The organism is Scytonema millei VB511283 (assembly GCF_000817735.3).
Classification (GTDB): domain Bacteria; phylum Cyanobacteriota; class Cyanobacteriia; order Cyanobacteriales; family Chroococcidiopsidaceae; genus Chroococcidiopsis; species Chroococcidiopsis millei_B.
Genome location: NZ_JTJC03000005.1, coordinates 315,930 through 329,147 on the forward strand (window position 1 = coordinate 315,930; position 13,218 = coordinate 329,147).

Annotated in this window: 15 protein-coding genes and 1 tRNA gene; 8 read left to right on the forward strand and 8 right to left on the reverse strand. The window is 46.4% G+C overall.

Going from position 1 to position 13,218, the window contains the following annotated elements; genetic code table 11:
* Positions 1-35 precede the first annotated feature (35 nt).
* Positions 36-1,142, reverse strand: a complete 1,107-nt coding sequence (locus QH73_RS19025; RefSeq protein WP_039715889.1) for an AI-2E family transporter — start codon at positions 1,140-1,142, stop codon at positions 36-38.
* Between the two features lie 139 nt (positions 1,143-1,281).
* On the opposite strand from QH73_RS19025, the gene QH73_RS19030 reads away from it, so the two are divergent.
* From QH73_RS19030 to QH73_RS19065, 8 genes are all read left to right on the forward strand, one after another.
* Positions 1,282-1,551, forward strand: coding sequence for a UPF0367 protein family (locus QH73_RS19030; protein WP_039715888.1), 270 nt, complete (start codon positions 1,282-1,284; stop codon positions 1,549-1,551).
* Between the two features lie 15 nt (positions 1,552-1,566).
* Positions 1,567-2,235, forward strand: a complete 669-nt coding sequence (locus QH73_RS19035) for an energy-coupling factor ABC transporter ATP-binding protein (protein ID WP_015153750.1) — start codon at positions 1,567-1,569, stop codon at positions 2,233-2,235.
* A 125-nt stretch (positions 2,236-2,360) separates the two neighbouring features.
* Positions 2,361-2,912 carry an NYN domain-containing protein gene (locus tag QH73_RS19040; protein ID WP_039715887.1) on the forward strand — a complete coding sequence of 184 codons (552 nt, stop codon included), beginning with the start codon at positions 2,361-2,363 and terminating at the stop codon, positions 2,910-2,912.
* Between the two features lie 88 nt (positions 2,913-3,000).
* Positions 3,001-3,072, forward strand: a tRNA-Asn gene (locus tag QH73_RS19045).
* Between the two features lie 98 nt (positions 3,073-3,170).
* Positions 3,171-3,773 (forward strand): vWA domain-containing protein, encoded by a 603-nt coding sequence (locus QH73_RS19050; protein WP_039715886.1) that lies wholly within the window; start codon positions 3,171-3,173, stop codon positions 3,771-3,773.
* Between the two features lie 20 nt (positions 3,774-3,793).
* The gene (locus tag QH73_RS19055; protein WP_309476510.1) at positions 3,794-4,225 is read left to right on the forward strand and encodes a salt stress protein, Slr1339 family; all 432 of its coding nucleotides are present in this window, start codon (positions 3,794-3,796) and stop codon (positions 4,223-4,225) included.
* Between the two features lie 129 nt (positions 4,226-4,354).
* Entirely contained in the window at positions 4,355-4,513 is a 159-nt protein-coding gene (locus QH73_RS19060; RefSeq protein ID WP_165587737.1) for a hypothetical protein, read from the forward strand.
* A complete protein-coding gene (locus QH73_RS19065; RefSeq protein ID WP_039715884.1) occupies positions 4,468-5,037 on the forward strand; it encodes a plasmid pRiA4b ORF-3 family protein in 570 nt (189 codons plus the stop codon). Before QH73_RS19060 ends, QH73_RS19065 begins: the two co-directional genes overlap by 46 nt.
* Positions 5,038-5,148: 111 nt before the next feature.
* Here the strand turns inward: QH73_RS19065 and QH73_RS19070 are convergent, their stop codons facing one another.
* The 7 genes from QH73_RS19070 to QH73_RS19100 form a co-directional block, all read right to left on the reverse strand.
* Entirely contained in the window at positions 5,149-7,818 is a 2,670-nt protein-coding gene (locus tag QH73_RS19070) for a DEAD/DEAH box helicase (protein WP_039715883.1), read from the reverse strand.
* Positions 7,819-8,047: 229 nt separating this feature from the next.
* Entirely contained in the window at positions 8,048-8,929 is an 882-nt protein-coding gene (gene proC / locus QH73_RS19075; protein ID WP_236147083.1) for a pyrroline-5-carboxylate reductase, read from the reverse strand.
* Positions 8,930-9,026: 97 nt separating this feature from the next.
* Positions 9,027-9,590 carry a cell division protein SepF gene (locus QH73_RS19080; RefSeq protein WP_015153756.1) on the reverse strand — a complete coding sequence of 188 codons (564 nt, stop codon included), beginning with the start codon at positions 9,588-9,590 and terminating at the stop codon, positions 9,027-9,029.
* A 375-nt stretch (positions 9,591-9,965) separates the two neighbouring features.
* Positions 9,966-10,640, reverse strand: a complete 675-nt coding sequence (locus QH73_RS19085; protein ID WP_039715882.1) for a YggS family pyridoxal phosphate-dependent enzyme — start codon at positions 10,638-10,640, stop codon at positions 9,966-9,968.
* Entirely contained in the window at positions 10,637-10,906 is a 270-nt protein-coding gene (gene pipX, locus QH73_RS19090) for a transcriptional coactivator PipX (protein WP_039715881.1), read from the reverse strand. The genes QH73_RS19085 and pipX overlap by 4 nt, the downstream gene beginning before the upstream one ends.
* Positions 10,907-11,092: 186 nt before the next feature.
* A complete protein-coding gene (acpS, locus tag QH73_RS19095; RefSeq protein WP_039715880.1) occupies positions 11,093-11,482 on the reverse strand; it encodes a holo-ACP synthase in 390 nt (129 codons plus the stop codon).
* Between the two features lie 85 nt (positions 11,483-11,567).
* Entirely contained in the window at positions 11,568-13,217 is a 1,650-nt protein-coding gene (locus QH73_RS19100; RefSeq protein WP_052290087.1) for an anthranilate synthase component I, read from the reverse strand.
* Between the last annotated feature and the right edge of the window lies 1 nt (position 13,218).

Consider the following 13,218-nt stretch of genomic DNA (forward strand, 5'->3'; position numbering starts at 1 on the left):
TAGTAGATTATTAACTGGTCACTGGTCACTGATAACTACTCGCTGCTCCCTGCTCCCTGCTCCCTGCTCCCTTTAAAATGTAATGTCTCTGCGGGATTTAAAGCATCTTCTGACACGGGGAGGAAGAGATCGAAAAGGTTTTTCAAACAACTCGCGATCGGGACGGCTGTGAGTAAACCCAGTAACCCCCCAATTTTAGTCCCTACTGCCAAAGCTATTAGCACTCCAATCGGGCTTAAGCCTGTAAAACTACCCAATAACCGAGGAGCGATCGCCTGATCGATAATTTGGTCAATTACTACAGCTACTGCTAATGTTTTGGCTCCCAGCCAGAAGTCATGTACTGCGACTAACAGTCCAACGAGGCTGAAACTTAAAACGTCTCCAAAGGGAATTAAAGTCATTACGCCGATTCCTAAGCCGAATAGCAATCCGAAAGGGACTCCTAAAGCCACAAATGCTAAAGTCATGGCTGTACCGACTAGTGCGGCTAGTGCCACCTGACCGATCAGATAATTTTGAAAGTTTTGCTGAAGCGATCGCTGTATTGGAATACTCCAGCGAGATGGTAAACGTCCAAAAATGCCATGCCAAAGCCGTTTGCCGTCCAATAAGAGGTAAAACGTCAGCACGACGGTTAAAATTGCCTCGGAAACGCTATCAATCGTGCCAATAATCAGCGTTACTAGTTCTTCGCCTAGAAACTGTAATTCATCTGGGAGGCGATCGCTTACTTGTGTGGTTAAATGAGTCAGATTGAAAGGCAACTGCTGCGTTTGTACCCAAGTGTCTATCATTTTTAGCTTTGCCGTTCCAGCGTCAATCCATTGCGGTAGTAGTCTCGCACCTTCGCTTAACTCTTCTATGAGTAGTGGAATTAAGGTAATACCTAAAGCGATCGACGCGACTAAAGCTATGAGAAAGACTAAGAATACTGCATATTGGCGTTGTACTTGGCGCTGTTGAAGCCACTGCACGGGATAATTCAGAATGAAGGCTAAGACCGCTGCTAAGCCGAATATGGTGATTAGAGGTTGAAAATACTGAAAAACTAGGAGTGCCAGCCATCCATTAAATACAAGTAAGGGGAACGGTAGAGCGATCGCCAACCATTGCCACAATTTATTTTTGGAACCATTCATACCCTTTCACACCTAGCATCAGTCTGCGATCGATTTTCGCTCAAAAGATGCAATGCTCACCTCTTTCTTGCGATTCCATCAGGTAGTTCAGTCGCAAAGGTTAAGATGAGAGCAGCTTAGTCACGATGTTGAAGATAAAATGTTCACGATCGACTTGACAATCAAAAACACAGCCTTTCCGGTGTCAGTACAACGGAAGGAAACTGCGGATGCAGAAGCAGCATACAATCAAATTCTGGCAGCAATGCGCAGTGGAAATCCAGAGATTATCGAACTGACGTGCGATCGCCAGCCAGAAAAGAAAGTCGCCGTCCGTACCAGCGAAATTTCTGGGGTGCAGATCTCGCAAAAAGACAGCACAGCTGCTGGCAAAACCCCCGGCTTTTTTGCCTTTACCGAATCTAAATAACTAGCTGGGGTGTCAATGGCTGAATCTGCCATTCAAGTTCGGGATTTGTGCTTTAGTTGGTCTAGCGGAGAACAAGTTTTTCAATCTCTCTCTTTAGAAGTACCAAAGGGAGAGTTTTGGATGTTGTTGGGAGTCAACGGTAGCGGTAAGTCTACTTTACTGCGGTTGTTAGCAGACTTGTTAACACCTCAGTCCGGTCAAATTGGCATCGTGCATCCAGTTGGCTTTGTCTTCCAAAATCCCGATCACCAACTCGTAATGCCGACTGTGGGGGCTGACGTGGCTTTTGGGTTGGTGGAAGAAAAACTCTCCATCTCCCAAGTCCGTCAGCGAGTCACAGAAGCGCTGGCTGCGGTAAATTTATTAGAACTACAGCGTCGTCCGATTTATGCCCTGAGTGGAGGACAAAAGCAGCGCGTTGCTATTGCTGGGGCGATCGCCCGTCGTTGCGAAGTTTTGTTGCTTGACGAACCTACAGCCCTCCTCGATCCCGATAGTCAACTCGATTTGGTGGCGCAGGTGCAAAATTTGGTTAAAAGTCGGGGAATGACAGCCCTTTGGGTGACGCATCGTCTCGACGAGTTGAACTATTGCGACGGTGCTTTTTTACTCGAACGCGGTTGTCTGATCGATCGAGGAGAACCAAAACGGTTGCGACAAAAACTGATGGAAGTCGCAGCATAGGACACAGCAAGGGCTTGACAGTGTCAAGCCCTTGCTATTTGCCCCTGAGTGTCATGCGTGATACGCAAACAAAGATTAAAATTGTGAATAATAAATTTTATATTTAGTAACATTCACAGCGAACCATGTCACCCCCTTCGACTCAACCTGTTTTGCTAGTAGACGGCTACAACATCATTGGCGCTTGGCAACACCTGAAAATAGCCCGCGATCGCGACGGATTAGAGGCAGCGCGGTGGCAGTTGGCAGAAGCTTTAATTAGTTACAGTGCTTTTAAGGGATTAAGTACTCAAATTGTTTTTGACGCTCAGTATCAACAGACGATTGGGACTCAAGAAGTCAAAACAGAAAATCTATCTGTATACTACACCAATTTCGGCGAAACGGCAGACACATATATAGAAAGAATCTGCGCGGCATACTACAGGCAGTATTTAAATCGCTCGCTCTGCTCCCGCTTAATTGTTGCTACCTCCGATCGCGCTCAGCAACTAACTGTAATGGGTTACGGTGCGGAATGGCTCTCGGCTTTGCAATTAAGACAAGAAGTCGAGGCGGCTACAGTGCGATCGCGCCGCAAACACAAACAAGGCAAACAATCATCAGGGAGATTTCTGGCTTCGGCGATCGACCCGAAAGCGCGGCAAAAGCTAGCTAAAATGCGCTTTGGCTTGTAATTTGGTGCGGCAGAAAACAAATTCTCAAAAAAAAATTAGACAGAGACTTGCAAAACCTGTTTATAAGGGTTATTATAAATATTCGCAATCCTCAGTAGCTCAGTGGTAGAGCGGTCGGCTGTTAACCGATTGGTCGTAAGTTCGAATCTTACCTGGGGAGTTTAAAACATTAATTGACATCAGATCGAACCCTCAAACAGCTGACGGAAAAGCGATCGGCGGCTAGACTAGACGCAGCTGAGCATAGGAGAGTCTAGTATGACAGACCGCGACTACACTTTAATTCTTGACAAAAGCGGCAGTATGTCTACTCCCGACCAACAGGGGGGTAAAAGTAGATGGGAAGTTGCCCAAGAATCTACTTTAGCCGTGGCGAGAAAGTGCGAACAGTTCGATCCTGATGGCATTACTGTATATGTTTTTTCCGGTAAATTTAAGCGTTACGATGATGTGACATCAGCGAAAGTCTCTCAAATCTTTTTAGAAAACGATCCGGTGGGGACGACGAATCTAGCATCCGTGCTACAAGATGCGACTAATAATTACTTTCAGCGCAAAGCCAAGGGACAGACAAAGCCAGAGGGAGAAACTATTGTCGTCGTGACTGATGGAGAACCAGACGATCGCCGTGCGGTGTTTGAAGTTATCATCAATGCTACCCGTCAGATGGAACGGGATGAAGAATTAGCAATTTCGATGATTCAAGTTGGTTCCGATCCGCAAGCCACCAAATTTCTGAAAGCTTTAGACGATCAATTGCAGGGAGTTGGTGCTAAATTTGATATCTGCGACACGGTGACGTTGGACGATTTAGAGGATATGAGTTTATCTGAAGTGCTGATGAACGCTATTGGCGATTGAGCTAAAATGGCGATCGCGGCTTGCTGAAACAAGGCAGAAGGCTGAGGGCAGAAGAGGAAATATATATGGATGAGATCGATCGCCTGCTATCCCAACTCAAAGCAGAAAATGAAAAGCAGCCTGCAAAACCCAGTCCTCAGCCGCCAGTAGAAAGTTTTTCTACAGCTAAATCGAGTGGGGCGATCGATCGTATCTTAGAGCAAGTAAAATCCGATCGCGATCGCCAAGATCGCGAACAAGAAGAAATTAGACAAGCACAATTAAAAGCCGAACAACTAAAACAACAGCAACTTCAGCAAGAAAAACGAGAAGAGTTGAAAAAAACGGCTCAAGTGTGGTTAGAAAAGTTAGATCCGTTTTCTCCTGAAGGATTATGGTTTGAACGGTTTGCCGAGAAATACGAATCGAAACTAGCAGCAGCAATTGATTATTTACTAGAAAATTCTGGGTAAATTGTTATTCGGAAAAGCTTTATTTGAAATCTCGCGCAAAAGCGAGTTCATTATACCTCTTTGCGCCTTTGCGTCTAACGCTACGCTAACGGCTTCGCCTTCGCTATCGCTAACGCCTACGGCTGATGCGTGACAAAATCTTTTGAGATCGCCCTTCCGCAAGCATGGGATAATAGAAAACCGTTAGAAGCAGAAAACTATGCTTTATTGCTGGATATATTGTTGAATTCTCTGCCTCAACCATGCCACCCCGCAAGCAAACAACAGAGCGATCGGTTTATCAGCTGAAAATAACGCTTCAAGATTTGCGTCCGCCGATTTGGAGACGAGTGCAAGTCTACAGCGACATCACGCTGGCTAAATTGCATCGAATTATTCAAGAGGCAATGGGCTGGACAAATTCCCATCTTCATGCTTTTACAATTCAAGGCGTAGAATATGGGCAACCAATGCCAGACTACGAGCTCGATATGCGGAACGAACAGACGGCAAAATTAAGCCAAGTCGTGCCAGGGGAAAAGTTCAAATTCCACTATACCTATGACATGGGCGATTCTTGGGAACATGAGATTTTAGTCGAAAAGGTACTATCACCCGAACCGCAGACGCACTATCCACTGTGTTTAACCGGTAAACGTGCCTGTCCGCCAGAAGACTGTGGCGGGGTTTGGGGTTATGCAGAATTTTTAGAAGCAATTCAAGACCCAAATCATCCAGAACATGAATCGATGTTGGAATGGATTGGTGGTACATTCGATCCCGAAGCTTTCTATCTAGACGAAGTAAATCAACAACTGAAGCAGATTCGGTGAAACGGCTAAGTCAACAATTTTGACTTTTGTACGGGCGGGTTTAGATAGTAATTTACTAATAATTCATGAGAAAACTGAGAAATAAACCAACCCCTACTGAACTTTTGACTTTTATTCTTCTTCGAGTACTTCGTTAACTGGGAAACGATCCATCAGTTGAATTGCCCGATAAGCATTGCGACGTAAAGATTCTGACAAAAATGGAACGTGAGGGATTTGAGAGAGTAAATCTAACGTTCGGCGCAGCAATCTGACGACATCACCTTCATCTAAACTCGTATTAGCACATAATTCCCTCCATTCTACGCCTAGCGACCACTGCTCGATTAAAGCGACTAAATCGTATTCCAACCAAATTGGAATTGTGACGTTATAGCGCCGCTGTAATTGAAATAACTGTCGCCGAATCGGACGGATACTCGCCAAGGCAATATCGACTTCTTCTGATAAGAGATAGCGTACCCAACTATCGGGGCGGGGTGTTTCCGTGACTAGCGCGGCGATCGCCGCAGCGAGGTGATGGGGGGCAAGATTGTCTAGTTCGCCACTGGCAAGGGCTAAACCCAACCACAGTTCGTTATCTCCTCTGACAGCAGCAGCAATTTTGCCTAAGTTGGTTGGCGTAAGATCGTCCAAAGCCCCAAATCGCTGCAAAATTTCCATTAAGTGCAGAAATTCTTCCCAGTGATGGTGGGCGTAACGTTCTAACTCTGCATGTCTTTCCTCAATTTCTGTTTGCAGTTGAGCAATTCTAGTCTTGCGTTTGAGAATACTAGCGGGATTGCCTAGATGATGCAAAGGATGAGCTGTTAGTTGCTCTTGTACGGCAATAACTCGGTGTTGTTGTTCTAAAACCTCTGGCGCAGCGTGCCACGGGGGTAGATCGGGAATCTGCGCCGCAATTACTGCTGTTTCTTCATTGCCTTTACGCGCTTGCCCTGGTTTAAGTGGCATTTCTACGGGCGGCATCAGATGTTCGGGAATATCTAATCGAGCAAACTCGGCAAATAAATCTGCTATATCGCTACTAGCTGCTACGTACCAGCGATTATCTCGACCCAAACAAATAAAATAAGGTGCTTGTCCCGAACCAGGAATTTTCGCTACCAACACCGCTGGAATCGGCGTTGATGTTTGGACGTGCTTGCCGCGCAAACTCAATAACGTACCCGACATGGCAAAATTAATCGTCAGGCTCAATTGCTCTAGTCGTGCCTCTAATGCCTGTTCTTCCAGCACCTTCAAGAGTTGGCGTTCGACTTTGAGCCGTTGTCGCAATTTTTCATAATGATTTAACCGATCCTCATCGACCGACTGCATTTGAGTTTGCAAGTCGGCAAGTCGATCTTCCATCTCGGCGATCGCATCGTATTGGGGTTTCAAATACAATGTAGCGAGATATTGCCCAAAACTACGCTCGATCAGCTCTTTCGCTTCTGCTAAATTATGAATTTGCAGCAGATTTAACACCATGCCGTAGCTGGGAGCAAACTGACTCACTAGCGGGTCTGGTTTAGCAGTGGCTAGATATACAGCTTCTTTCGCGCCTTCAAATGGCGTTTGCAAAGTGACGACGTGACCGAGCTTATCCATACCTCGCCGTCCGGCGCGTCCTGCCATTTGCAAGAATTCGGAAGGATTGAGCAAGCGGTGTCCGCGATCTGTACGTTTGGATAAGGTAGAAATTACCGTCGTCCGCGCTGGCATATTAATTCCTGCCGCTAGGGTTTCAGTCGCGAAGACAACTTTAATTAAACCCTGCTGAAACAATTCTTCTACTAACCCCTTCCAGGCTGGTAATATACCCGCGTGGTGAGCGGCAATCCCGCGATAGAGTGGTTCTACTTGTCCGACACGTCCTGCATCTGGGTTGCGGCGCAAAAATTCATCAATTTGGATTTTGAGTTGAGCCGCTTCTTCTGGATTAACTAGCGTTACGCCTGCCAGTTCCTCGACGGCTTTATCGCAACCGCGACGGCTGAAAATAAAGTAAATGGCTGGTAGCATATCTCTAGAGTAGAGATGCCCCACGGTGTCAATTAACTTAGGAGTTTCCGGTCTGGGTCCCTGCTTTCTGTCGCTACTACCCTTTTTCGGTCGCAGTCGCGGATTGAGTTTTCCAGTCTTGGGATCGAGTAAAGGAAATATTCCTTTAGGATTGCCAAAATAAAATTCGAGCGGGACGGGACGAAATTCAGAATAGATTAGTTCTGTGGGTCCATGAACGCGACAGATCCAATCTGTCAGTTGGTCGCTATTGGCGATCGTGGCTGAAAGTGCTACCAGTTGAATATCTGGCGGACAATAAATAATAGATTCTTCCCATACTGTCCCCCGCTGGCGATCGTTCATGTAATGGCATTCATCCAAAACCACCGCTTCTACACCTTCAAGGGATGTTCCCACTTCACCAATGGGAGTACCGTAGAGCATATTACGAAAAATTTCCGTAGTCATCACCAAGATTGGTGCATCACGGTTGATCGAAACATCGCCTGTTAACAATCCGACCAAATCTGCCCCAAAGCGATCGCGAAAGTCGCGTAATTTTTGATTCGATAGCGCTTTCAGCGGCGTAGTGTAAAAAACTCTCTTGCCTCTAGAGAGGGCGCGATAGATCGCGTATTCCCCAATTAAAGTTTTGCCAGAACCCGTAGGCGCACAAACAACTACGGAGCGATTGGCATTCAGTGCCGCGATCGCCTGTCGTTGGAACTCATCCAGCTCAAACGGAAAGATACTCTCTAGATTTAGGTCAGCTTGCAGTTGGGGAATTTTCACTCAATAATTTATTCAACACCCTTTATTAATAGGGTAACCAATCTTGGAAATTTAGGGAGCAGGGACGAGCTGGGAGCAGGCAGCTGAGGAAGCTGAGGGAGCAGAGGGGCAGAGGAGCAGAGGAGAAATACAAAATTCTCCACCCCCACACCCTTTCTTCACGCACCCCACACCCTACACCCTACACCCCACACCCTACACCCTACACCCCACACCCTTTCTTCACCACTCACTGATTCCCCAGTTCTCGCGATCGCTTTGTTGCAGCAACTACGGCTTCAATTAGGGCAGAACGAAAGCCTGCTTTTTCTAAGGCTGAGACTCCCGCGATTGTCGTTCCGCCGGGGCTAGTGACGCGATCTTTTAATTCGGCTGGATGAATGCTTGTTTCTTGCAATAGCTGCAACGTGCCTTTGACGGTTTGCTGGGCGAGTTGGTTAGCAATATTTCGGGGTAAGCCTGCGGCTACGCCACCATCGGCTAATGCTTCTACTAAGATTGCGACATAAGCTGGACCCGAACCAGAAAGCCCCGTAACGGCATCCATGAGGGATTCTGAGACTTCTACAACTTCTCCTACTGCTGAAAAGAGTTGCAGGGCAATTTGTTTGTGAGAGTCGCTGGTACGAGCGCCTAAAGCGATCGCCGTCATACCTACACCAACTGTAGCAGGGGTATTGGGCATTGCCCGAATCACTGGTAAATGAGAAAAAGCCGCCTCTAGCTGCTGTAAGGTTACGCCTGCCATGATGGAAATTATCAACGGCAATTGTGTTGTAGTAGGGGCGGACATTTGTGCGCCCCTACTGGATACATCTGCTAAGTCTTGGCTAATTGCTGCAAATATCTGCGGTTTTACTGCCAATACAACTGTATCTGCCGATAAGACTTTGGCATTTTCTGTTGTTACTTGAATGCCATATTGTTGCTGCAAAAAATTGCGACGTGACGGCTGCGGTTCGCTGGCTATGACTTCTAGAGGTTGATAAATTTGCCCACTAATAAGGCGGGATAAAATGGCTTCTCCCATTACCCCGCCACCAATAATACCTAACTTAATTGACGATTTTTCCATAGCGATCGGCTCATAGCTATCAGTCTGTTTTGTCATTTGTCATTTGTCGTTTGTCATTTGTATTTCTTGATGTTTGTAACCAATGACTCATGACTGATGACGATTGACCGTCTAGGAGCTGAAGAACCGTATTTTAGCCAGATTGAGCTATTCTAGTCGATTCAGCCGTCCATGCGGGTGCGGGTGCGCTCATGCGCTGGGGACGTGTTGGTACGGCTTGTGGGAGGTCGTGACCCAATGTTCCTGGGGTTGTAACCTGAACGCATAGCGGTGTAAATAGGAAGATGCTTTCACCCACTCGCTCTTGATGTCCGTCCATAGCGTAGGTTCCGCCAGCCACAAAATCTACAGCGCGTTGTGCTTGGTCTGGTTCCATCATTGTTAAATTTAACACTACCATCTTGCGATCGCGCAGAGCTTGAATGGCTTGTGGCATTTCCTCAAAGGAACGCGGCTCCATCAGAACTACTTCGTAATTACCGTTCAATGCTCCATGCATATCAATTACATTCCCTTTACCACCTGCGTTAACTTGATTCCAACGACGCTGCTGGCGCGTTTCTTTTTCTGGCACAGGGGTAGGTTCGGGTGAGTATGCCTCATCCCCTGATTCTTCAATATCATCGAATTCGTCTTCGTATTCGTACTCTTCGTTAGTACCAACGAGCCAATGCTTTAACTTAGAAAACGTACTCACTTCACTCTCCCTTGCGTTACACGCTACAAATCTACTGGGAAAAACCGTTTCGAGCAACTACCAAATAAGCAATGATTTAGGAAGTTGGCGTTCATGTTATCCGCCTTTTTGAGGTTTCACTGCGAATCTTAGCAATTCTTGAAATTTGATAAATCGCCTATTTTGTAGTCAAATTTACAAGTTTCGGCTATTTCTCAGCTAGAATTTTGACTTCACAGTATACAGTTGTCAAGTCTATTTTTCGGAAATTTTTAATATTCACTTTGGTTTTTCTTCCAAAAGTTATTTGACATGCGAAATAATAAATTAGAAACTGAGGACTAAGAATTATCTGAGAAGTCAACCGCTCTCTGCTCCCTGCTCCCTGATAACCGGTCACTGATAACTGCGATCGCCAAAAATTATCCGTCCTAAACGTACCATTGTTGCTCCAGCTTGGACGGCTAATTGGTAATCGTCAGACATTCCCATTGATAGCTGGTGCATCTGAAGATTAGACCAGTGTTGCTGCCGAATTTTATCGGCTAAATCGCGAGTTTGCTCGAAAACATTGAGGATTTCGACATCATTCAAATCTAAGGGTGGAATTGTCATCAAGCCTTCGATTTGCAGGTTGTGACAGCGATTTAATTCTGGTAAGCTGGCTAACAAATCGGGAATAGTCCAACCAGACTTATTTGGATCGCTGAGAATTTTGACCTGCAAACACACTTGAGGACGGCAAGATAGCTCTTGTGCCAGTCGGTCTAGACGTTGAGCTAACTTTAAGCTATCGAGAGAATGAATCCATTGAAAAAGTTCTACAGCTTTTTTGGCTTTATTGCTTTGCAAGCTACCAATTAAGTGCCAAGTGATGTCTGGTAAATCTTGTAACTGCTGCTGTTTGCTAGCGGCTTCTTGAATGCGACTTTCGCCAAAATCCCGAATTCCGGCTTGATATGCTACTCGCATCGCTTCTACGGATACCTGCTTGGTGACGGCGATTAACCGGACGGTAGCTGGAAGTTGTTGACGGATAAGCGCAATACGTTCGGCAATCTGAATAGTCATTGGAAGGTGGCTTGCAAAGTCTTCTGTAATCGATCGTACTCTTGATATTGACCGTTACGACGTAAGAACCGCAGTCGAGTCTCCAATAGTAAACGAGCTTCAGAGCGGCTCACTGGCTCGAATTTCATCCCTGAAGCTTCAAGTGTCACCAAAAAAAATAAGCGCTGGGCGTAGAGCGTGGTGAAAAGTTCTTGATGTTCCTCCAAAAGGCAGATGCGGAATAACAACCCAAATGTAGGATGATTCAAATAATTTTCTGTATTCATCAACGGCGATCGCAGCTTAAAACATGTATTTTATGGCAGTGAAGGATATCAATTGTCTAAATTTGTAATTTGTATTTCATTATTCACAATTTGTTTTAAGTTTATTGGGATAATTTCTAAATTCTTCTGTCTTTATGTAGAACTATAAAGTTGCTGGCAACGATCGCCTTGAGAATGCGACCGCTCCTAAGAACAGACGAGGATCGCCGTAGCGATCGCGTAATCTCCGTCATGGCTCAAACTCAACTGCCACTGCAACTGTCCCCAAGCATCTACGAGCGCTAACGCTCGTGCGTGTAATTGTACGGTAGGAACGCCGCTCGGTTGACGGCAAATCTCAACGTCAGTGTAGCCTACGCCCAGCCAGCCAGTCCCCAAAGCTTTGACCACAGCTTCTTTCGCCGCCCATCTACCAGCTAGTTTATTCATCGCATTACGACTAGGAGCATTTTGCTCGTAACGACAATCCAATAGCTCATTTGGCGTGTAGACGCGCCGCAAAAAGCGATCGCCAAATTGCTCTATAACCTTCTCAATTCGAGGAATGTAAATAATATCCGTTCCTAAACGTAGCATCAGTTGTCAGTTATCAGTGATTAGTGGCTAGTGGCTAGTGACTAGTTAATTCTTACTTACGATTTACAACTTACGACTTACGACTTCATTTTTCCGTTCTTTTCAAGGCGATGATTTGGGCTTGAGCTTTGTGCAAAGACTCATACCATTCTCGCTCGGGGTCGCTGTCAGCAACGATCCCCGCTCCAACTTGTCCCCAAACTTGATTGCGGGAGTCGGGAGTTGGGAGAGTGGCTAGTGGCTGGTGGCTAGTGGCGCGTGATTTTTCTCCCTCAGCCTCCTCAGCGCCCTCAGCTCTCTTACTCTGCTCCCTGCTCCCTGCTTTCTGCTCCCTGCTATACAGCAGAGTCCGAATCAAAATATTCAAGTCTAAATTACCGCGCCAGTCTAAGTAACCGCAGGAACCGTAAAACAAGCTGCGGCGGACTGGCTCCAATTCTTCAATAATTTCCATGCAACGGACTTTAGGACAGCCAGTAATCGTACCCCCAGGAAACACGGCGCGAATTAAATCGATCGCATTGTATTCTGGTTTGAGCGTACCAGTAATATTACTCACAAGGTGCATGACGTGACTGTATCGCTCAATCGCTAGTAATTCATCGACAACGACAGAACCCCATTCACAGACACGCCCTAGATCGTTACGTTCCAAATCTACGAGCATGATATGTTCGGCAATCTCCTTAGTATTGCTTAACAAATCTTGAGCTAAATCACGGTCTTGGGCGGGAGTAGCTCCCCGAGATCGCGTGCCTGCAATTGGTCTTGTTTGGACTTGGCGATCGTGTAATTGCACCAATCTTTCTGGCGAACAGCTAATGACTGCTCCCCAAGGAGTCTGCCAATAACTAGCAAAGGGAGACGGATTAATTTGTTGCAGTGCTTGATAAATTTGCCAGCTACTAGCGCTCGTGCTGGTTTCAAAGCGCAAAGAAAGATTTGCCTGAAAAATGTCTCCAGCTTGAATGTACTTTTTTGCTCGGCAGACAGCCGTTTCGTATTCTTCTTGATGGGTGAGTAGTAAGAATTCGGAATAACGCTGCGCTTCGCCTTCGGCTGACTGAATTCGGAATTCGCAATTATTTTTAACTTTTGACTTTTGACTTTTGACTTCTGACTTTTCAAGTCGCTCTTGTAAATCGTCTAACTGCTGTGGTACGGAAACAGCCAGCCACAAAATTTGTTCTAAGTGGTCGAGAACGGCGAAACACTCAGGCTCGTACCAATAAGCAACAGGAAATGGTAAGGGATCTGATTTTACATAGGGTAACTTTTCAATCTCCCAAGCCAGATCGTAACCCAACCAACCCAGCCATCCTCCAGTAAAAGGGAGGGAGTCGGGAATCGGGAGTCGGGAGTCGAGTGAGTGGCTAGTGGCTAGTGGCTGGTGGCTAGTGGCTGGAATTGCTCCCCCAGCTCTTTCCCCCCCTGCTCCCTGCACCGAAGCGCTCCCTGCTCCCTTACATTCCAATAGCTGCTGCAAAAATGGCAAAATCTCCCCAACAGGTGGTGTCCACAGTTGCGGCTGTCCGTCGATAATGCGGGGTATGCCAGCACAGATAGAGTAACGCGCCAGTTGAGAACGATCTTCGGATGTGGGAGCAGGACTTTCTAGTAGAGTTGCGATCGCGTCTGGATTGGCATCGGGGCGAAATAGGGCTGCAAATATTTCAGAACCGCTACGTTGTTCTAAAGGAAGCGATCGCCAATACCAAGGCTGCATGGGTTTCATG

Bases quoted from the DNA above. Each gene is read 5' to 3' on its own strand.
- QH73_RS19025 (WP_039715889.1), bottom strand. From the start codon at position 1,142: ATGAATGGTTCCAAAAATAAATTGTGGCAATGGTTGGCGATCGCTCTA.
- QH73_RS19030 (WP_039715888.1), top strand. From the start codon at position 1,282: ATGTTCACGATCGACTTGACAATCAAAAACACAGCCTTTCCGGTGTCA.
- QH73_RS19035 (WP_015153750.1), top strand. From the start codon at position 1,567: ATGGCTGAATCTGCCATTCAAGTTCGGGATTTGTGCTTTAGTTGGTCT.
- QH73_RS19040 (WP_039715887.1), top strand. From the start codon at position 2,361: ATGTCACCCCCTTCGACTCAACCTGTTTTGCTAGTAGACGGCTACAAC.
- QH73_RS19050 (WP_039715886.1), top strand. From the start codon at position 3,171: ATGACAGACCGCGACTACACTTTAATTCTTGACAAAAGCGGCAGTATG.
- QH73_RS19065 (WP_039715884.1), top strand. From the start codon at position 4,468: ATGCCACCCCGCAAGCAAACAACAGAGCGATCGGTTTATCAGCTGAAA.
- proC (WP_236147083.1), bottom strand. From the start codon at position 8,929: ATGACAAAACAGACTGATAGCTATGAGCCGATCGCTATGGAAAAATCG.
- QH73_RS19085 (WP_039715882.1), bottom strand. From the start codon at position 10,640: ATGACTATTCAGATTGCCGAACGTATTGCGCTTATCCGTCAACAACTT.
- pipX (WP_039715881.1), bottom strand. From the start codon at position 10,906: ATGAATACAGAAAATTATTTGAATCATCCTACATTTGGGTTGTTATTC.
- acpS (WP_039715880.1), bottom strand. From the start codon at position 11,482: ATGCTACGTTTAGGAACGGATATTATTTACATTCCTCGAATTGAGAAG.
- QH73_RS19100 (WP_052290087.1), bottom strand. From the start codon at position 13,217: ATGAAACCCATGCAGCCTTGGTATTGGCGATCGCTTCCTTTAGAACAA.